This window comes from Streptomyces mobaraensis NBRC 13819 = DSM 40847 (genome assembly GCF_017916255.1).
Taxonomy (GTDB): domain Bacteria; phylum Actinomycetota; class Actinomycetes; order Streptomycetales; family Streptomycetaceae; genus Streptomyces; species Streptomyces mobaraensis.
This window is the reverse complement of the sequence record NZ_CP072827.1, coordinates 5,114,421-5,132,432: the sequence shown is the minus strand read 5'-3', so window position 1 is coordinate 5,132,432 and position 18,012 is coordinate 5,114,421. Positions and strand designations below refer to the sequence as shown.

Below are 18,012 nucleotides of genomic sequence, written 5' to 3'. Positions count from 1 at the left end.
ACTCCCAATGTAGGCCGGGTGCGGGCCGCGTGCAGGGTGCCCCGGTCCCGCCCTTTGACCGTTTCTTACGGGGGCTGCGCCCCCGCACCCCCAAGCGCGCTGCGCGCGCTGTCCTCAAACGCCGGACGGGCTGAATGGTGCCTGAGCTGGCGCTTTCAGCCCGTCCGGCGTTTGAGGACGAGCGGCGAAGCCGCGAAAAAGGGGGGTCTGGGGCGCAGCCCCAGGAAACGGTGAGAGGGAGGGACCGGGGCTCCCTCAACCCGCCGGGACCCCGGTCAGGGCGGTCACCACAGGATCCAGCGCCACCTGGATCTCCTCGCCGATCGAGCGGAAGAACGTGATCGGCGCCCCGTACGGATCATGCACCTCATCCGCCTCCGCGTCGGGCGCCAGCAACCACCCCCGCAACGCGGCAGCCGCCTGCACCAGAGCACGGGCGCGCTCGACGACCCCACCGGCCCCGTCCGGAGCGGGCAAGGTCGTCGGATCAATCGCCCGCACCAGCCGCGTGAACTCCTTCAACGTGAAGGTCCGCAACCCGGCCGAGTGCCCCATCGAGATGACCTGAGCCCGGTGATCACGCGTAGCGGTGAGCACCAAATCCGCCCGGATGACGTGCTCGTCCAGCAGTTCCCGCCCGGTGAACCCGTGCGGGTCCGCGCCGAAGTCGGTCAGCACGGTGGCGGCGTGGGCCTCCATGGGGGCACCCTCGTGCCCCCAGGTGCCGGCGCTCTCCACCACCAGCCCGCCCGCGTCCGGGTCGCCGAGGCGCTCGGAGAGGGCATGGCGGGTCAGCCGCTCGGTGATGGGCGAGCGGCAGACGTTGCCGGTGCTGACGTGGAGGATGCGGAAGGTGTCGGTGCTCGTCTCCGGTCCCGCTATGCCACGCCCCTGCGGGGCGATCAATTCGCCACCTCGAGGTCGGGTACCACCTCGCGGAGCTGCTCGGCGCTGATCGCGCCGGCCCGCAGCAGCACCGGCACCTTGCCGGTGACGTCGACGATCGAGGACGGCACGTCCGCGGGGGTGGGCCCGCCGTCGAGGTAGACGGAGACGGAGTCGCCGAGCATCTCCTGGGCGGCGTCGCAGGTCTGCGGCGCCGGGTGCCCGGTGAGGTTGGCGCTGGAGACGGCCATCGGCCCGAACTCGGTGAGCAGTTCGATGGCGACGGGATGCAGCGGCATCCGCACCGCGACCGTGCCGCGGGTCTCGCCGAGGTCCCAGGTCAGCGACGGCTGGTGGTTGGCGACCAGGGTGAGCGCACCGGGCCAGAAGGCGTCGACGAGCTCCCACGCCTGCTCGGAGAAGTCGGTGACGAGCCCGTGCAGGGTGTTCGGGGAGCCGACGAGGACCGGCGAGGGCATGCCCCGGCCGCGGCCCTTGGCCTGGAGGAGGTCGCCGACGGCGTCGCGGCTGAAGGCGTCCGCGCCGATGCCGTACACGGTGTCGGTGGGCAGCACGACCAGCTCGCCGCGGCGGACCGCGGCGGTCGCCTCGCGCAGACCGGTCCTGCGGTCGGTCGCGTCGCCGCAGTCGTATCGCCGAGCCATTGAGCCAACCTCCTCGTACGGGGCAGATGTCTGGGGTGCCGTGGCGGTCACGGCAGGGCCTTCCGGGCCGTCGCGAACCGGGGCCTGTTGTTGAGGTCGGGGTGGTCGGCCGCGTCGGCCCAGCCCCGCTCCTCGGTGAAGATCCACGGCACTTGGCCGCCCTGGGTGTCGGCGTGCTCGATGACGACGACGCCGCCGGGGCGGAGCAGCCGGTGCGCGGTGCGCTCCAGGCCGCGGATGGTGTCGAGACCGTCCTCGCCCGAGAACAGCGCGAGCTGCGGGTCGTGGTCGCGGGCCTCGGGGGCGACGTACTCCCACTCGGTCAGCGGGATGTACGGCGGGTTGCTGATGACCAGGTCGACCTGGCCGTCGAGCTCGGGGAGCGCGTCGAGCGCGTTCCCGTGGTGCAGTTGGACGCGCGAGCCCTCGACGTTCTTGCGCGCCCACGACAGGGCGCCCTCGTCCAGCTCCACGGCATGCACGCGGGACCGCGGCACCTCCTGGGCCAGGGCCAGCGCGATGGCGCCGGAGCCGGTGCACAGGTCGACGATCAGGGGTTCGACGACGTCCATGGCGCGGACCGCGTCTATGGCCCAGCCGACGACCGATTCGGTCTCCGGCCGGGGGACGAAGACGCCGGGTCCGACCTGGAGCTCCAGGTAGCGGAAGAAGGCGCGCCCGGTGATGTGCTGGAGGGGTTCGCGGGCCTCGCGGCGGGCGACGGCCTCCCAGTAGCGGGCGTCGAAGTCCGCGTCGGCGACCAGGTGCAGCTCACCCCGTTTGACGCCGTGCACGAAGGCCGCGAGCTCCTCCGCGTCGAAGCGCGGGGAGGGCACGCCGGCGTCGGCCAGCCGCTGGGTGGCCTGCGCCACCTCGGCGAGCAGCAGGTTCACTGGACCTTCCTCCTGTTGCGCTCCATGACCAACTCCGTACGCGATCTCTACTGTGCGGCAGCCAGCTTGGCCGCCGAGTCGGCGTCGACGCACGCCTGGATGACCGCGTCCAGCTCGCCGTCGAGCACCTGGTCCAAGTTGTACGCCTTGAAGCCGACCCGGTGGTCCGAGATCCGGTTTTCCGGGAAGTTGTACGTCCGGATCTTCTCGGAGCGGTCGACGGTGCGGACCTGGCTGCGGCGCGCGTCGGCGGCCTCGGCCTCGGCCTTCTCCTGCGCCGCGGCGAGCAGCCGGGAGCGGAGGATGCGCAGGGCCTGCTCCTTGTTCTGGAGCTGGCTCTTCTCGTTCTGGCAGGAGGCCACGACGCCGGTCGGCAGGTGGGTGATGCGGACGGCCGAGTCGGTGGTGTTGACGGACTGGCCGCCGGGGCCGGACGAGCGGTAGACGTCGATCCGCAGGTCGTTGGGGTTGATCTCGACGTCGATCTCCTCGGCCTCGGGCGTGACGAGCACGCCGGCGGCGGAGGTGTGGATGCGGCCCTGGGACTCGGTGGCCGGCACGCGCTGGACGCGGTGCACGCCGCCCTCGTACTTCAGCCGGGCCCAGACGCCCTGGCCGGGCTCGGGGGTGACGTTGCCCTTGGTCTTGACGGCGACCTGGACGTCCTTGTAGCCGCCGAGCTCGGACTCGGTGGAGTCGATGATCTCGGTCTTCCAGCCGACGCGCTCGGCGTAGCGCAGGTACATGCGCAGCAGGTCGCCCGCGAAGAGCGCGGACTCGTCGCCGCCGGCACCGGCCTTGATCTCCAGGATGACGTCCTTGTCGTCGCTGGGGTCGCGCGGGACGAGCAGCAGGCGGAGCTTCTCGGTGAGCTCCTCGCGCCGCTTCTCCAGCTCCTTGACCTCGGCGGCGAAGTCGGGGTCGTCGGCCGCGAACTCGCGGGCCGTCTCGATGTCGTCCGCGGTCTGCTTCCAGGAGCGGTACGTGCCGACGATCGGGGTCAGCTCTGCGTAGCGCTTGTTGAGCTTGCGGGCGTTGGCCTGGTCCGCGTGGACCGCGGGGTCGGCGAGCCGCTTCTCGAGGTCGGCGTGCTCGCCGATCAGTTCCTCGACTGCCTCGAACATCAGGATTCCCTACGAAGGTGACGGAGCTGCTGGAAGTGACGGACCTGTCACGGACCTGCCGGACGACAAAGCGCCGGTGCGGCCGTCCCCCGCCGAGGAGGGACGGCCGACCGGCGCCTGCGGGTCGCTACTTCTTGGCGGACCCGGCGTTCTTGCCGAAGCGGGCCTCGAACCGCGCCACACGGCCACCGGTGTCGAGGATCTTCTGCTTGCCCGTGTAGAACGGGTGGCACTCGGAGCACACGTCGGCACGGATGGTGCCGTCCGCGACGGTGCTACGGGTGGTGAACGAGGCGCCACAGGTGCAGCTGACCTGGGTCTCGACGTACTCCGGGTGGATGTCGCGCTTCAAGGGATCTCCTAGGTTCGGGAGGGCACCGGGTCGTGCGGCGGGATTGCCGTACGTGAACCGGGGCCGACGTACCAGTCTGCCAGTACCGGTCGCATCCCCCAAAACGGGGTCCGGGAGCCCGTTATTCCCAGGCTCTTTCCGGGGGGCGCGACCGGCCGCGGACTACTTCACGACGCCGTCGGCGTCCGTCTTCGTCCCCTCGCCGCCCTTGAGGGCCGACGCGGGGATCGGCTTGTCCTCGTGCAGCGCCCGCCACATCTCCTTGGCGGACGCGAGAGGCACCACGCGGTTCTTGTCCAGCGGGTCGGTGGTGACGGGCAGGGTCACCATGTGCATGTCCCCGGAGCCGATGCCCTTGAGGCCGTTGGCGAAGGAGAGCAGCTTGTTGACCGAGGCCAGGTCGGAGTCGGTGGTGAGTGCCTTGGTGGCGGTGTCCGCGATCCCGTAGAGCTTGGTCGGGCTGGTGAACAGGCCGACGGACTTGACCTGGTCGATCAGCGCCTTGATGAACGCCTGCTGGAGCTTGATCCGGCCGAGGTCGCTGCCGTCGCCGACGCCGTGCCGGGTGCGGACGAGGCCGAGCGACTGCTCGCCGTTGAGGGTGTGCTTGCCGGCCGGGAGGTCGAGGTGGCTCCACTTGTCGTGGATCGGCTTGGTGGTGGTCACCTCGACGCCGCCGAGCCGGTCGATGAGCTTCTGGAAGCCGGCGAAGTCGACCTCCAGGTAGTGGTCCATCCGGATCCCGGTCATGGCCTCGACGGTCTTCACGGCGCAGACCGCGCCGCCCACCGAGTAGGCGTCGTTGAACTGCGCCCGCCGGACGGCCGGGCTGGTCTTGCCGTCGAGGGTCTTGCACTCGGGCCGGGGGACCATGGTGTCGCGCGGGATGCTGACCACGCTGGCCTGCTTGTGACCCGCGTAGACGTGGACGATCATCGCGGTGTCGGAGCGGGAGCTGCCCTCGTCCCGGCCGTACTTGTTGTTGTCGCCGGCCCGCGAGTCGGAGCCCAGGACGAGGATGTCCTGCGAGCCGTTGTCCACGTTGTCGGGGCGGTCGGTGCCGAGCGCGGAGTTGATGTCCACGCCGTGCAGGTTGCCGTTGAGCTTGAAGTAGACGTACCCGATCCCGGATCCGCCCAGGACGACCAGCGCCGCGGCCGTCCAGAGGACTATTCGCCAGCCCGTGCGGCGCGCGCGGGGCTTGCGCCTGCGGCCATGGGGTCCGCCGGGGCGCCGACGGCGCGCTCCCGCCTGCCTGCCCCTGGTCTCGTCCGCCATACGCTCCTCAGTCCTCCGCTGGTTCGGCTTCCCCCCTGCCGCCCGATCAGGCGCGGTGCCTCGCCACTTTCAGACGGCGAGGTCTGCGACAGGGTTGCACGGAGCGGTGAGAGCCCCTTCTTATGAACCGACCGGACGGAACGCCGCGACAAACCCACCCACACCCCCTGTCACCTGCGTTTTCGCCCGTCGCATCGGCGTCGGTGCGCCGCGCTTCGGCGGGTGCCCCTGTGGCGGAAGTCTCAGAAGGTCACGGTGAGGACTCGACAAGATCACGAAGGCGACACCGGGTGCCCGTGGGATCCGGACAACGGTCCCGGAATCCCCGAAAAACGCGGAACCTCCCCGCCACGGACGTGACGGGGAGGTTCCGGGGACTGCCGGCGGTCGCCGGGTCAGTCGTTGCCGTTGCCCGGCGCGGGCGCCGTCTTGGCGATCTGCATCAGGAACTCGGCGTTCGACTTCGTCTGCTTCATCTTGTCGAGGAGCAGCTCGATGGCCTGCTGCGAGTCCAGCGCGTGCAGCACCCGGCGGAGCTTCCAGACGATGGAGAGCTCCTCGCCGCCGAGCAGGATCTCCTCCTTGCGGGTGCTGGACGGGTCGACGTCCACCGCGGGGAAGATGCGCTTGTCGGCGAGCTTCCGGTCGAGCTTGAGCTCCATGTTGCCGGTGCCCTTGAACTCCTCGAAGATCACCTCGTCCATCCGCGAGCCGGTCTCGACCAGCGCGGTGGCCAGGATGGTCAGCGAGCCGCCGTCCTCGATGTTCCGCGCGGCACCGAAGAACTTCTTCGGCGGGTAGAGCGCGGTCGAGTCGACACCACCGGACAGGATGCGGCCGGAGGCGGGCGCCGCCAGGTTGTAGGCGCGGCCCAGGCGGGTGATGGAGTCGAGCAGCACGACCACGTCGTGACCCAGCTCCACGAGGCGCTTGGCGCGCTCGATGGCCAGCTCGGCGACGGTGGTGTGGTCCTCGGCCGGGCGGTCGAAGGTCGAGGAGATGACCTCGCCCTTGACCGACCGCTGCATGTCGGTGACCTCTTCCGGACGCTCGTCGACCAGGACGACCATCAGGTGGCACTCGGGGTTGTTGGTGGTGATCGCGTTGGCGATCGCCTGCATGATCATGGTCTTGCCGGTCTTCGGCGGGGCCACGATCAGACCGCGCTGGCCCTTGCCGATGGGGGCGACCAGGTCGATGATACGGGTCGTCAGAACGCCCGGGTCGGTCTCCAACCGCAGCCGGTCCTGCGGGTAGAGCGGGGTCAGCTTGTGGAACTCGGGGCGGCCGCGGCCGGTTTCGGGCGCCATGCCGTTCACCGAGTCGAGCCGCACGAGGGCGTTGAACTTCTCGCGCCGCTCGCCGTCCTTCGGCTGCCGCACCGCGCCGGTGACGTGGTCGCCCTTGCGCAGGCCGTTCTTGCGGACCTGGGCGAGGGAGACGTAGACGTCGTTCGGGCCCGGCAGGTAGCCGGAGGTGCGGATGAACGCGTAGTTGTCGAGGATGTCCAGGATGCCCGCGACGGGGATCAGGACGTCGTCCTCGGACAGCTGCGGCTCGTTGGCGAACTCGTCGCGGCCACGACGGCCCCGGCGGTCGCGGTAACGGCCGCGCCGGCCGCGGCGGCCGCCCGCCTCGTCGTCGAAGTCGTCCTGCGGGCCCTCGGCGCGCCCGGCGCGCTGCTGGCGGTTGCCGCCCTGCTGGCCGGCGCCGGCCTCGTCGCCGCGGCGGTCGCGGCGGTCGCGCTGGCCGCGCTCACCACGGTCGCCGCGCTCGCCCCGCTCACCGCGGTCGCCCCGCTCGCGGCGGTCGCCCTTCTGGCCTCGCTCGGCGCGGTCGCCGCGCTCCTGGCGGTCGCCCTTGGCGCCCCGGCCCTCGGCGGTGTCCACCGCGGCCTCGGGCTTCTCCGAGGTCAGCACCTCGGCACGGGCCTCGGTGCGGGCCTCGGCGGTGGGCTCCGGGGAGCCCGCGGGGGCGGTGGCACGGCGGCGGCGGCGCTCGCCGGCCGGCGCCTCCTCGCTGCCCGGCTGGCCCGGGATCTCGATCTGCTGCTGGGCGGCGGGTGCCTGCTCGGCGGTCTTCTCGGCGGCCTCGCCGGTACGGGCCCGGGAGGTGGCGCGGCGCTTCGGCTTCTCCGCCGGCTGCTCCGCGGCCGGCTCGGCGGCGGGCTTGGCGGAGGCGCCGGAACCGGCCTGCCTCTCCTTGATGACCTCGATCAGCTGGCCTTTGCGCATCCGCGCGGTGCCCTTGATGCCGAGGCTGGAGGCGAGCTGCTGGAGCTCGGCCAGGACCATGGCGTCGAGGCCCGTGCCCGAGCGTCGCCGCCGGGGGGCGGCGGAAGCACCGGTGGCAGGCGCGGCGGGAGCGTCCGTGGCGGGCGCGGAGGCATTGCCCGCGGCACCCTTGGTGCCCGCGGCGTTCACGCCCATCAGATCGGTGGTGTCGCTCACGAAGGGGTCCTTCCCTGGAGCGGGCGTCGGCCTGTCTGGCTCGGCGACCGGTTGTGCTGTCCGGCTGCGGTCCTGATCGCGGACCGGGCCGGGGCGGTGGTCCGCCGCGGTACGGCGGAAGAATCAGTGCGTTGATGCCGACGTGGGGAAATCAGTGAGGACAAGACGCATCGCATCACTCATGTCGCCCACGCCGATTTCCGGAGCGTGCTCGAATCTGCTCAGGCAGTCTGGGAGGCTCCCGGAAGAAAAGCGGTCCCTGATCGGGACACAGAGCACCGAGCCGACGTGGCTTCGGGTGCAGACTTGAGGTTAACACTACCGGATCCCACAAACATTCCCCCTCTCAAAGTCCGGCAACCGCGTTTTCCGCGGGGCCTTCCTCGGCGGTGTGCCACCGCGTTCCGCCCCTTGTCAGGCGAGCGGCAGCACACTCGTCCCCCCGGCGTCGAGGGACAGCCGGTTGGCCGCCCACCCCTCGCCCGCCAGCCGTGCGACCTTGTCCGCCGCACTGTCCTCGACCAGCGCGAGCACCGTGGGGCCCGCGCCGGAGACGACCGCGGGGACGCCGTCCGCCCGCAGTCGGTTGACCAGGGCCACGCTCTCCGGCATCGCCGGGGCGCGGTACTCCTGGTGGAGCCGGTCCTCGGTGGCCGGCAGCAGCAGGTCGGGGCGCCTGGTCAGGGCCTCGACGAGCAGCGCGGCCCGACCGGCGTTGGCCGCGGCGTCCACATGGGGGACCGTGCGCGGCAGCAGGCCGCGCGCGGTCTCCGTCGCCACGGGACGACCGGGCACGAAGACCACCGGAACGATGGAATCGGCGGGGTCCATCCGCACCGCGCGGGCCGCTCCCCCGTCCATCCAGGCCAGGGTGAAACCGCCGAGCAGGCAGGCCGCGACGTTGTCCGGGTGACCCTCGATCTCGGTGGCCAGCTCCAGCATCGCCGTGGTGTCGAGCCGCTCGGCCCCGCCTATGGTCACCGCCCGGGCGGCGACGATCCCGGCGCAGATCGCGGCGGCCGAGGAGCCCAGGCCGCGGCCGTGCGGGATGCGGTTGGCGCAGACGACCTCCAGGCCGCGCGGCTGGCCGCCCAGCAGGTCGAACGTGGTGCGCAGGGACCGTACGAGCAGGTGACCCTCGTCGCGCGGGAGCGAATCGGCGCCCTCGCCGGCGATGTCGATGTGCAGCCCGGATTCGGCCACCCGGACCACGACGTCGTCGTAGAGCCCCAGGGACAGACCGAGGGCGTCGAAGCCGGGACCGAGATTGGCGCTGGTGGCGGGGGTGCGCACTCGGACGGCGGCGGCGCGGAAGGCGGGACCGGCCATCGCTCGATGACTCTCCTTGATGTGGCCTTGGTAGGGCGTGCGACATCCGCAAGGGCCGCGACGGCGATACCGCATGGGGGGCGGCTTGGGTCAGCGACGGGGCGGAGTGAGGACAGCCTATCGAAGGAAGGTTCTGTGGCGACATAGGGCGCACAGGAGGCGCGCGATGCGTGTCGCACGCCAAGCCATGCCCCGTGTCGATTTTGGCGGGCTTTCGTCGGGGTTGTGACCTGCGGATTCGCGGATTCGGAGGGGAGCGGGCGAAATTTTTCGCTCTCCCTTTTTCTCCGGTGTTCCTTTATGGGTCCGTCTATGGGTCCGTCGTGTCCACTACGGGTCCGCCGCGCCCCGCCCGTCCGTCGCGTCGCGCCCGGCGCCGGGAGGTGCCTGCGCCCTCCCGGGAGCCGGGCGGCCGTCCCGTGAGGGGCGGCCGCCCGGGGGGGGCGGCGTACGTACGCGGCGGACGCGCGGGTACGCGGCCGGGGTCACGGACCGTGGGACGGCCGCCGCCCGCCGCTACGCGAGCCCGAGCCGCTCGGCCGCCGCGGCCGCGTCCACCGGTACGGTCACCGGCTGCGGGGCACCGGCCACCGCCCAGTCGGGGTCCTTGAGGCCGTTGCCCGTGACCGTACAGACGATGCGCTGGCCCGGGTCCACCTTGCCCTGCTCGGCGGCCTTCAGCAGACCGGCGACGCTCGCCGCCGAGGCGGGCTCGACGAAGACGCCCTCCTGCGCGGCCAACAGCCGGTAGGCGGCGAGGATCTGGCGGTCGGTCACCTCGTCGATGTGCCCGCCGGACTCGTCACGCGCCTGCTCGGCGAACCGCCATGAGGCGGGGTTGCCGATGCGGATGGCGGTGGCGATGGTGTGCGGCTCCTTCACCGGCTCGCCGCGCACGATCGGCGCCGAGCCGGACGCCTGGTAGCCCCACATCCGCGGGGTGCGGGAGGCGACGCCGTCGGCGGCGTACTCCTTGTACCCCTTCCAGTACGCGGTGATGTTGCCCGCGTTGCCCACCGGCAGGACGTGGATGTCCGGGGCGTCGCCGAGCGCGTCCACGATCTCGAAGGCGGCGGTCTTCTGGCCCTCGATGCGCACCGGATTGACCGAATTGACCAGAGCCACCGGGTAGTTGTCGGCCAGGGCGCGGGCCAGGTCCAGGCAGTCGTCGAAGTTGCCGTCGACCTGGAGGATGCGGGCGCCGTGCACCAGGGCCTGGCCCATCTTGCCGAGCGCGATCTTGCCCTCGGGCACCAGGACGGCGCAGACCATCCCGGCGCGCACCGCGTAGGCGGCGGCGGAGGCGGAGGTGTTGCCCGTGGAGGCGCAGATGACGGCCTTGGCGCCCTCCTCCTTCGCCCGGGTGATGGCCATCGTCATCCCGCGGTCCTTGAAGGAGCCGGTGGGGTTGGCGCCCTCGACCTTGAGGTGCACCTCGCAGCCGGTGCGCTCGGAGAGCACCTGGGCCGGCACCAGGGGCGTGCCGCCCTCGCGCAGGGTGACCACCGGCGTGTCCGCGGAGACCGGGAGGCGGTCGCGGTACTCCTCGATGATGCCGCGCCACTGACGGGTGGCGGCGTTGCCGTTGTTCGCAGACATGGTCTTCCTTGCTCCCCTACTCACCTTCGACGCGCATGATGCTGGCGACCCCGCGCACCGTGTCCAGCCTGCGCAGCGCCTCGACCGTCGCCGACAGGGCGGCGTCGGGGGCCCGGTGGGTGACGACGACCAGCGCCGCCTCGCCGTCCTTGCCCTGCTGGCGGACGGTGTCGATGGACACGCCGTGCTCGGCGAAGACCGTGGCCACCTGGGCGAGGACGCCCGGCTTGTCGGCGACGTCGAGGCTGATGTGGTAGCGCGTGACGACCTCGCCCATGGGGCTGACGGTCAGCCGCGCGTACGCCGACTCGCCCGGGCCCGTGGTCCCGGCCAGCTTGTTGCGGCAGACGGCGACCAGGTCGCCGAGGACCGCGGAGGCGGTCGGCGCGCCGCCGGCGCCCGGCCCGTAGAACATCAGCTGCCCGGCGGCCTCGGCCTCGACGAACACCGCGTTGTACGCCTCGCGGACCGAGGCCAGCGGGTGGCTGAGCGGGATCATCGCGGGGTGGACGCGGGCGGTGACCGACCGGCCGTCGGCGGCGCGCTCGCAGATGGCCAGCAGTTTGATGGTGCAGCCCATCTGTTTCGCGGAGGCGAAGTCGGCGGCCGTGACCTCCGTCATGCCCTCGCGGTGCACGTCGTCGAGGCGGACGCGGGTGTGGAAGGCGATACCGGCCAGGATCGCGGCCTTGGCCGCGGCGTCGAAGCCCTCGACGTCGGCCGTGGGGTCCGCCTCGGCGTAGCCGAGGGCGGTGGCCTCGTCCAGGGCCTCCTGATAGCCGGCGCCCGTCGAGTCCATCTTGTCGAGGATGAAGTTGGTGGTGCCGTTGACGATGCCGAGCACCCGGTTGACCTTGTCGCCGGCGAGGGACTCGCGCAGCGGGCGGATCAGCGGGATGGCGCCGGCGACGGCGGCCTCGTAGTAGAGGTCCGTGCCGTGCTGCCCGGCGGCGGCGTGCAGGGCGGCGCCGTCCTCGGCGAGCAGCGCCTTGTTGGCCGAGACGACGCTCGCGCCGTGCTCGAAGGCGGTGGTGATCAGGGTGCGGGCCGGCTCGATGCCGCCGATGACCTCGACGACGACGTCGATGTCACCCCGTTTGACCAGCGCGGTCGCGTCGGTGGTGATCAGCTCGGCGGGCACCCCGGCCCGGACCCGGTCGGGCCGGCGCACCGCGATGCCGGCCAGCTCGACCGGGGCGCCGATCCGGGCCGCGAGGTCGTCGGCGTGCGTCGTCATGATGCGCGTCACCTCGGAGCCGACCACTCCACAGCCCAGCAGCGCCACTTTCAGCGGACGCGTACGCATCATCCGACCTCGTTTCTCGTACATCTTGGGTGGTACACCAGTCTCACTCACCGGTCGGAGGGATTCGCTCCCCCGTCCAGTATCCGAGATTCCGACATCCGCCGGCCGGTTTTCGGGCGGCCGGCGGGGGCTGTGATCGGCCGGGCGTCGTCAGCCGATGTCAGGGGGTCAGCCGACGTCGGAGTCGTCAGCCGACGTCGAGGCGGAGCAGGTCCTCCTCCGTCTCCCGCCGGACGATCACCCGGGCCGCGCCGTCCTTCACCACCACGACCGGGGGCCGCAGCGCGTGGTTGTAATTGCTGGCCATGGAGCGGCAGTAGGCGCCCGTCGCGGGCACGGCGAGGAGGTCGCCGGGGGCGACGTCGGCGGGCAGGAAGGCGTCGCGGACCACGATGTCACCGGACTCGCAGTGCTTGCCGACGACGCGGGAGAGCATCGGGTCGGCCGTCGACGTACGCGACACCAGGGCCACCGAGTAGTCGGCGTCGTAGAGCGCGGTACGGATGTTGTCGGACATGCCGCCGTCGACACTGACGTACGTCCGCAGTCCGGGGAGCTCCTTGACCGTCCCCACCTCGTACAGCGTGAAGGCGGTGGGACCGACGATCGCGCGCCCCGGCTCGACGGACAGGCGCGGCACCGCGAGCCCGGCCGCCGCGCACTCCCGCTCGACGATGGCGCGCAGCGCGGTGGCGATCTCCTGCGGCTCGCGGGGGTCGTCGTCCGGGGTGTAGGCGATGCCGAGGCCGCCGCCGAGGTCGATCTCGGGCAGCTCGACGCCGTGCTCGTCGCGGATCTCGCGGAGCAGGCCGACGACGCGGTGCGCGGCGACCTCGAAACCGGAGGTGTCGAAGATCTGCGAGCCGATGTGCGAGTGGATGCCGATCAGTTCGAGCCCGTCCAGCTTGAGCGCGCGGCGGACGGCCTCGGCGGCCTGGCCGCCGGCCAGCGGCAGGCCGAACTTCTGGTCCTCGTGGGCGGTGGCGATGAACTCGTGGGTGTGCGCCTCGACGCCGACCGTGACCCGGATCTGCACCCGCTGCCGCTTCCCGGCCCGCTGGGCGGTGTGCGCGACGCGCACGATCTCCTGGAAGGAGTCGACGACGATCCGGCCCACACCGGCCTCGACGGCCCGGCTGATCTCCTCGGCCGACTTGTTGTTGCCGTGCAGGGCGATCCGCTCGGCGGGCATGCCCGCGTCGAGCGCGGTGGCCAGCTCGCCGGCGGAGCAGACGTCGAGGTTGAGCCCCTCCTCGGTCAGCCAGCGCACGACGGCCCGGGAGAGGAACGCCTTGCCCGCGTAGAAGACGTCGGCGTCCGGTCCGAACGCCTCGCGCCAGGCGCGGCAGCGGGCCCGGAAGTCGTCCTCGTCGAGGAAGTAGGCGGGGGTGCCGAACTCCTCGGCCAGCCGCTTGACGTCCAGCCCGCCGACGGTGGCGACGCCGTCCTCGTTCCGGGAGACGGTGCGCGACCAGACGCGCGGGTGGAGGGCGTTGAGGTCGGCGGGGGGCGCCGGGTAGTGGCCCTCGGGCAGGACGTCGGCGTAGCGGGGCCCGGCGGGGTGGGCGGAGCGGCTCATGGCGCTGATCTCCTCGGGTGCTCGGTGCTCGGAGATGTGGGGTCTCAGAGATGTGCGGGTGCGGTGATGCCGAGCTGGTGGAGGCCGTCGGCGAGCACCGTGCCCGTGGCCTCGGCGAGGGCCAGGCGGGCGCGGTGGACGACCGAGGGTTTCTCGTCCCCCCGGGGCAGCGTCGGACACGACGTCTGCCAGCGGAGGAAGGCGTCGGCCAGGCGCTCCAGGGCCCGCGCGAGCCGCTCGGGGTCACGGGCGGCGACGATGCGGGGGTGATCGGCGAGGCCGGATATCAGGGGCCCGGAGCCGGCACCGAAGAGGTCGGGGCCGTCGGTGCCCTCCGTGCCTTCGCCGCCGTCGGCGACGGAGGGGCCGAACCCGAGGTCGTGGGCGTTGCGCAGCAGGGCGCGGCACCGGGAGTGGGCGTACCGCACCCGGAAGAGGGGGTTGGCCTCGCGCTGCACCAGCAGCAGGCGGCGGTCGAGGCCGGGCGGGCTGACCAGGCTCCAGCGGGCGGCGTCGGACCCGAGCCGCCGGACGAGCTCGTCGGAGGGGTGCAGCGGGAGCGGCTCGGAGTCCGTGCGCCGCGCGAGGACGTCCTGTACGAGCCGCGCGTGCGGGGCACCCGCGAGGGTGATGTTGAGGAACCCGGGGCCGGCGATGTCGACCCGGGCGATCCCGGGCTCCCGTACCAGCCGGCGCCGCAGCAGCTCGGCGACCTCCCGGGCGGGCCGTCCACTCTCCTTGGCGAGCCGCAGGGCGACTTCGGTGGCGTAGTCCCCACTGCCCGGGTGCGGCGGCACCCGGATCCCGACCGCGGCCGGCGCCACGGCGCGCAGCTCGTCGGCGTCGATGGCACGACGCACGGCGCGCAGCACGGTACGGGAGAGATCTGCGGGGGTCACAGGGGCAAGCCTAGGGGAGGAAGCGGGTCGCTCCGCCAGCCGGTTTCCCCGATGTTCCCCGGACATGCCCCCTACATCCGTCCTCGGGGGCGATCGGCCTCACGCCGGTCCGCCGAACACGGGCTGTCGCCAGGGCGGGCCGCTGCCACGTCGGTCCGTCGTCACGCTGGTCCGTCGTCACGCCGATCCGTTCTCATGGGCAGCCGGTGGGCCGCACCACGGTCCCGGTCCCGGCCCCGGTCCCCGTCCCCGCTCCGGCCCCGGCGTCACCGGGCGCCGTCTCCCCCGCCTCCCCGTCGCCCCCGTCACGCACCCCGCGCCCCAGGAGCAGCCCCCACACCGTCCGCACGAGCTCCGCCGGTTCGAAGGGCTTCGCCAGGAACGCGTCCACCCCGGCGGACCGCCCGCCCTCCGCTTCGAGCTGCGTGCAGGCGCTGATGATGGCGATGGGTATGTCCCGCGTCCGCGGATCGTCCCGCAACCGCGCCGCCGTCCGCAGGCCGTCGAGCCGGGGCATCACGAAGTCGAGGGTCACGACGTCGGGGCGCACCCGGTGCACGATCTCCAGGCACTCGGCACCATCGGCCGCGGTCACGACCTCGAAGCCTTCGAGCTCGAGGTTGACCCTGATCAACTGCCGGATGACCCTGTTGTCGTCGACAACGAGGACCCGGCCGGGCAAGCCAGGCACACCCCGAGGGTAGGCGCGCCCACCGCACCGCGTCCGGGTTTTCCCCACTTCCACCCCCGAGAGCGACCCGGCCTCCCTCCACCGGCGCCCGTTCCGGAACCCGTTACGGATCACCCGCCCGGAGCTGGTACTGTTCTTCCTGTCGCCGCGAGCGAGACCGCGAACGGAAGACACGCCCCCGTAGCTCAGGGGATAGAGCAACGGCCTCCGGAGCCGTGTGCGCAGGTTCGAATCCTGCCGGGGGCACTTCGCAGGAAGTGCCGGAAAGCCCCGCCTACCACCGAAACCGGTGAGGCGGGGTTTTCCCGTATGCGTGGATGGATCCGGCCGCCGACGGGCGCCACGGACCGGGACGTTGACTTGTTCCCTTGAGCCGGCCCGGGCCGTGAACGTCCCCGCCCATCTTTCGTGGGCGAACCCCGCGAACGAGACCTAGCGGCACCTGTCGGAACCCTGCACGGCCTCCGGTACCCGGGTGCTCACCAGTTCCTGAGCTCCTCGACGAAGTCCATGTACGAGTCGTTTTCGCCCTCGGGGGCGCGAATCAGACCATGCTCCAAAGCGGCACGCGCGACCAGGGGGCCGTCGCTCTCGCGAAAGCGCGGTGACCCGAGCTGTCCTTTGAGTTCCTCCTTGGGTTCCTTGACCCGGCCCATGTCCCTTCCCCGCAGCCGAGGGGGAACCTTCCACCTGGGGCGTACGTGCGGGAAAGCATCCGGGAAGAGGAGTAGCCAGCCTTCCGATTCCCAGGCGGCAAGCGCCAGCGCAGTGTGGTGGAAGCTCGTGCACTGACGGTCGAGTTCAGCGGAGACCGCTGCACGGACCTTGCTGTAGTGGGGATCGGTGAATCCATCCAGGTCTTCGTGGACGACAAACCCGAGAAGCTGCGCCTTCTGCTGCAGCGCCTTGGCCCGCGCCTTACCGACAAGCGCTTTTACCGCCGCGCTCAGATCGGCGCCGGACTTCTTGCGCAGTCGCACGGGGTCATTGATGCGAACCAGCTTGGCAGCCGCACACAAGTCGGGGCGGTGCGCACGTATCAAAGCCGCCATGATGTCGCAGTCGTTCTGGTCCTCACCGGCGAGAACAATCACTTTGCTTGGGGAACTGCCGCGCGAGCCACTTCCCCGGCCTCTGCCGCTCACAGCGCTCCCCCGGTAAGGTCGCCGCCGAGCACGCCCGCGAACCAGAGCTCGCCGAGTGGCTGGTCTCCCGACTCCTCGACGATCTCCTCGACTTCCGTCGCCGTGAGCGCCGGAATGACCGATGCGCCTCCATCGTCCCGGTCGCAGACGACGAACTCGTCAGGTCGAAGCCGGTTCACGAGGGCGGGAGAGTGAGTGGCGACGATGAGCTGCGTACGCTCAGAGGCTTCCCGCAGCCGCTCCACGATGAGCTCCAGCGCCTGCGGGTGCAGCCCGTGATCGATCTCCTCGATACAGGTGAAGGCCGGCGGGTGAGGATCGTAGAGAAGGGCGAGCAGCCCCAACAAGCGGACCGTGCCGTAAGAGGCATCGGCCAGAGGGGTCAGGCGGCGCAGGCCTCGCTCGCGCAGAACGACCGTCAGTTGGTCGGTCGAACCGCCGGCCTCCTCGAACTCGATGCTCTCCAGTTGCGGCAGCACCCGCCGGGCGTCTTCGACCAGGTTCTCCCAGATCTCCTCACGCCCACTGAGGTTGATCAGGAAAGCAGCGAGGTTCTCGGCATGGGACGCCAGCGTATCCATGTCTGCGGCACGCAGCCGAGTGGGCATACGAGCCGCGGCGACATCGACGTCGAAGACCCGAAAGGATGAGAGGCGTTCCGCAACGCGGGTCACCTCGTCACCGCCGTCCGCGGGACCGAGCCTGGGAAGCGTGGACAAGCCACTGCTCAGTCTGCGGATACCGAACCTCCCGCCGCCTTCCTCCTTGCCCGCGCGCCTGTCGACCACGCGCGCTTCCTCGCCGGAAATGGTGATGCGCCGTCCCCTCCCCTGGGTTCGCTTGAATACGAAGCTCTCCTCACGGGACAGGGTGTAGGCGGCCCGGCTGCTGTCCCGGTTCGCCGGCAGGGATCGTCGCCGGATCGTGAGACTGTACTGGTCAGGCGCATTAAGTGTGGAGTTGCTCGTCCAGGTCGCTTTCAATTGGACGCGCATGAAGGTGGGGGGCTTGACGCCACCCCAGAAGGCAACTTCGTCGAAGCCGCCGCGCACGTCGAGCGCCGGCTGAAGGTCCGTGCGAATGATGTCGGCAAGAAAATCGAAAACCTTCAGCACGTTCGACTTGCCCACACCGTTCGGCCCCACCAGGACGGTCAGCGGGCCAAGCGGGACGGTCACGTCTCGCAGGCTTCGGAAGTTCTCGACGTGGAGTTCGAGGAGGCGGCTGGGCATGAGGCGAATCTATCCGGTAGGCGATCGCGGCAAAGACAGCTCCCGCGACAACGCAGCCGCCGCCGCGCCTCGTAGCCTCCCGCCGGACAGAACCAGAGGCCGGATCCAGTTCACCGCGGATGCCCCCGACGGGGCGACACCGGTGCTTCCCACGCTCTCGAGCAGCGCCCCTGTCGGGCGCGCATGGTCTCGCGGGCCCGCGAGGGCGGGACTGCCCAGCAGAACCGTGTGCTCGCCGCTGGCGACGGTCTTCCGGTGCATGACGTTGGCGGAGACGACGGGCGGTGCCACCGAGCGGACACGCCAGTCCGCGTATGAGCGCGGCGAAGCCCTCCTATTGCCGTCTGTCCATCGGCGGCGAGGGTGCGGCACGGTTTCCGACAACGTGCTCCGGCCGCGAGTGGCGGCGACGCTGTTCAAAACCGTCGACAGGCCGGGAGCGCCTGAGACACAGGGCCCTCCGGCTGCGGCCTCGTCGGCTGGGCCGGGCGGACGGGACGGCGTCGAACAGTGATCGGTTACGCTGACGCCGCCGTACGGTGAACGGCCTTCAGGCCCAGGGGGAGGGCCTGTGCGGAGTCCGGT

At 71.4% G+C, this 18,012-nt stretch carries 15 protein-coding genes and 1 tRNA gene; 1 reads left to right on the top strand and 15 read right to left on the bottom strand.

The window, feature by feature from the left end:
* Nucleotides 1-255 precede the first annotated feature (255 nt).
* The 13 genes from J7W19_RS22220 to J7W19_RS22160 all read right to left on the bottom strand — a co-directional run bounded on the left by J7W19_RS22220 (nt 256) and on the right by J7W19_RS22160 (nt 15,098).
* On the bottom strand, nt 256-906 hold the full coding sequence (locus tag J7W19_RS22220) for an arsenate reductase/protein-tyrosine-phosphatase family protein (RefSeq protein WP_004953287.1): 651 nt from the start codon (nt 904-906) through the stop codon (nt 256-258).
* A complete protein-coding gene (locus J7W19_RS22215; protein WP_004953289.1) occupies nt 903-1,550 on the bottom strand; it encodes an L-threonylcarbamoyladenylate synthase in 648 nt (215 codons plus the stop codon). Before J7W19_RS22215 ends, J7W19_RS22220 begins: the two co-directional genes overlap by 4 nt.
* Nucleotides 1,551-1,597: 47 nt before the next feature.
* Nucleotides 1,598-2,443, bottom strand: coding sequence for a peptide chain release factor N(5)-glutamine methyltransferase (gene prmC / locus J7W19_RS22210; RefSeq protein ID WP_004953292.1), 846 nt, complete (start codon nt 2,441-2,443; stop codon nt 1,598-1,600).
* 47 nt (nt 2,444-2,490) lie between these two features.
* Complete coding sequence (gene prfA, locus J7W19_RS22205) at nt 2,491-3,567, bottom strand: peptide chain release factor 1 (RefSeq protein ID WP_004953294.1); 1,077 nt, start codon at nt 3,565-3,567, stop codon at nt 2,491-2,493.
* A gap of 127 nt (nt 3,568-3,694) precedes the next feature.
* Complete coding sequence (gene rpmE / locus J7W19_RS22200; protein WP_004953295.1) at nt 3,695-3,919, bottom strand: 50S ribosomal protein L31; 225 nt, start codon at nt 3,917-3,919, stop codon at nt 3,695-3,697.
* Nucleotides 3,920-4,081: 162 nt separating this feature from the next.
* A complete protein-coding gene (locus tag J7W19_RS22195; protein WP_152262396.1) occupies nt 4,082-5,197 on the bottom strand; it encodes an LCP family protein in 1,116 nt (371 codons plus the stop codon).
* Between the two features lie 395 nt (nt 5,198-5,592).
* On the bottom strand, nt 5,593-7,647 hold the full coding sequence (gene rho / locus J7W19_RS22190) for a transcription termination factor Rho (RefSeq protein ID WP_004952492.1): 2,055 nt from the start codon (nt 7,645-7,647) through the stop codon (nt 5,593-5,595).
* Between the two features lie 414 nt (nt 7,648-8,061).
* A complete protein-coding gene (gene thrB, locus J7W19_RS22185; protein WP_004952494.1) occupies nt 8,062-8,976 on the bottom strand; it encodes a homoserine kinase in 915 nt (304 codons plus the stop codon).
* A 516-nt stretch (nt 8,977-9,492) separates the two neighbouring features.
* The gene (gene thrC, locus J7W19_RS22180) at nt 9,493-10,575 is read right to left on the bottom strand and encodes a threonine synthase (RefSeq protein ID WP_004952497.1); all 1,083 of its coding nucleotides are present in this window, start codon (nt 10,573-10,575) and stop codon (nt 9,493-9,495) included.
* Between the two features lie 16 nt (nt 10,576-10,591).
* Nucleotides 10,592-11,884 (bottom strand): homoserine dehydrogenase, encoded by a 1,293-nt coding sequence (locus J7W19_RS22175; RefSeq protein WP_040892085.1) that lies wholly within the window; start codon nt 11,882-11,884, stop codon nt 10,592-10,594.
* A gap of 184 nt (nt 11,885-12,068) precedes the next feature.
* The gene (lysA, locus tag J7W19_RS22170) at nt 12,069-13,460 is read right to left on the bottom strand and encodes a diaminopimelate decarboxylase (RefSeq protein WP_004952503.1); all 1,392 of its coding nucleotides are present in this window, start codon (nt 13,458-13,460) and stop codon (nt 12,069-12,071) included.
* A 44-nt stretch (nt 13,461-13,504) separates the two neighbouring features.
* The gene (nrtL, locus tag J7W19_RS22165; RefSeq protein ID WP_040892086.1) at nt 13,505-14,359 is read right to left on the bottom strand and encodes an ArgS-related anticodon-binding protein NrtL; all 855 of its coding nucleotides are present in this window, start codon (nt 14,357-14,359) and stop codon (nt 13,505-13,507) included.
* 193 nt (nt 14,360-14,552) lie between these two features.
* A complete protein-coding gene (locus tag J7W19_RS22160) occupies nt 14,553-15,098 on the bottom strand; it encodes a response regulator (RefSeq protein ID WP_086025285.1) in 546 nt (181 codons plus the stop codon).
* Between the two features lie 126 nt (nt 15,099-15,224).
* Here J7W19_RS22160 and J7W19_RS22155 point away from each other — a divergent pair.
* Nucleotides 15,225-15,296, top strand: a tRNA-Arg gene (locus J7W19_RS22155).
* Nucleotides 15,297-15,529: 233 nt separating this feature from the next.
* Here J7W19_RS22155 and J7W19_RS22150 read toward each other — a convergent pair.
* Together J7W19_RS22150 and J7W19_RS22145 are read right to left on the bottom strand one after the other, a co-directional pair.
* A complete protein-coding gene (locus J7W19_RS22150; RefSeq protein WP_004952512.1) occupies nt 15,530-16,144 on the bottom strand; it encodes a hypothetical protein in 615 nt (204 codons plus the stop codon).
* 47 nt (nt 16,145-16,191) lie between these two features.
* The gene (locus J7W19_RS22145; protein ID WP_004952514.1) at nt 16,192-17,427 is read right to left on the bottom strand and encodes an AAA family ATPase; all 1,236 of its coding nucleotides are present in this window, start codon (nt 17,425-17,427) and stop codon (nt 16,192-16,194) included.
* Between the last annotated feature and the right edge of the window lie 585 nt (nt 17,428-18,012).

Excerpts from the sequence above, each read along its gene's own strand:
- J7W19_RS22215 (WP_004953289.1), bottom strand. The coding sequence starts at position 1,550 with ATGGCTCGGCGATACGACTGCGGCGACGCGACCGACCGCAGGACCGGT.
- prfA (WP_004953294.1), bottom strand. The coding sequence starts at position 3,567 with ATGTTCGAGGCAGTCGAGGAACTGATCGGCGAGCACGCCGACCTCGAG.
- J7W19_RS22195 (WP_152262396.1), bottom strand. The coding sequence starts at position 5,197 with ATGGCGGACGAGACCAGGGGCAGGCAGGCGGGAGCGCGCCGTCGGCGC.
- thrB (WP_004952494.1), bottom strand. The coding sequence starts at position 8,976 with ATGGCCGGTCCCGCCTTCCGCGCCGCCGCCGTCCGAGTGCGCACCCCC.
- thrC (WP_004952497.1), bottom strand. The coding sequence starts at position 10,575 with ATGTCTGCGAACAACGGCAACGCCGCCACCCGTCAGTGGCGCGGCATC.
- J7W19_RS22175 (WP_040892085.1), bottom strand. The coding sequence starts at position 11,884 with ATGATGCGTACGCGTCCGCTGAAAGTGGCGCTGCTGGGCTGTGGAGTG.
- lysA (WP_004952503.1), bottom strand. The coding sequence starts at position 13,460 with ATGAGCCGCTCCGCCCACCCCGCCGGGCCCCGCTACGCCGACGTCCTG.
- J7W19_RS22145 (WP_004952514.1), bottom strand. The coding sequence starts at position 17,427 with ATGCCCAGCCGCCTCCTCGAACTCCACGTCGAGAACTTCCGAAGCCTG.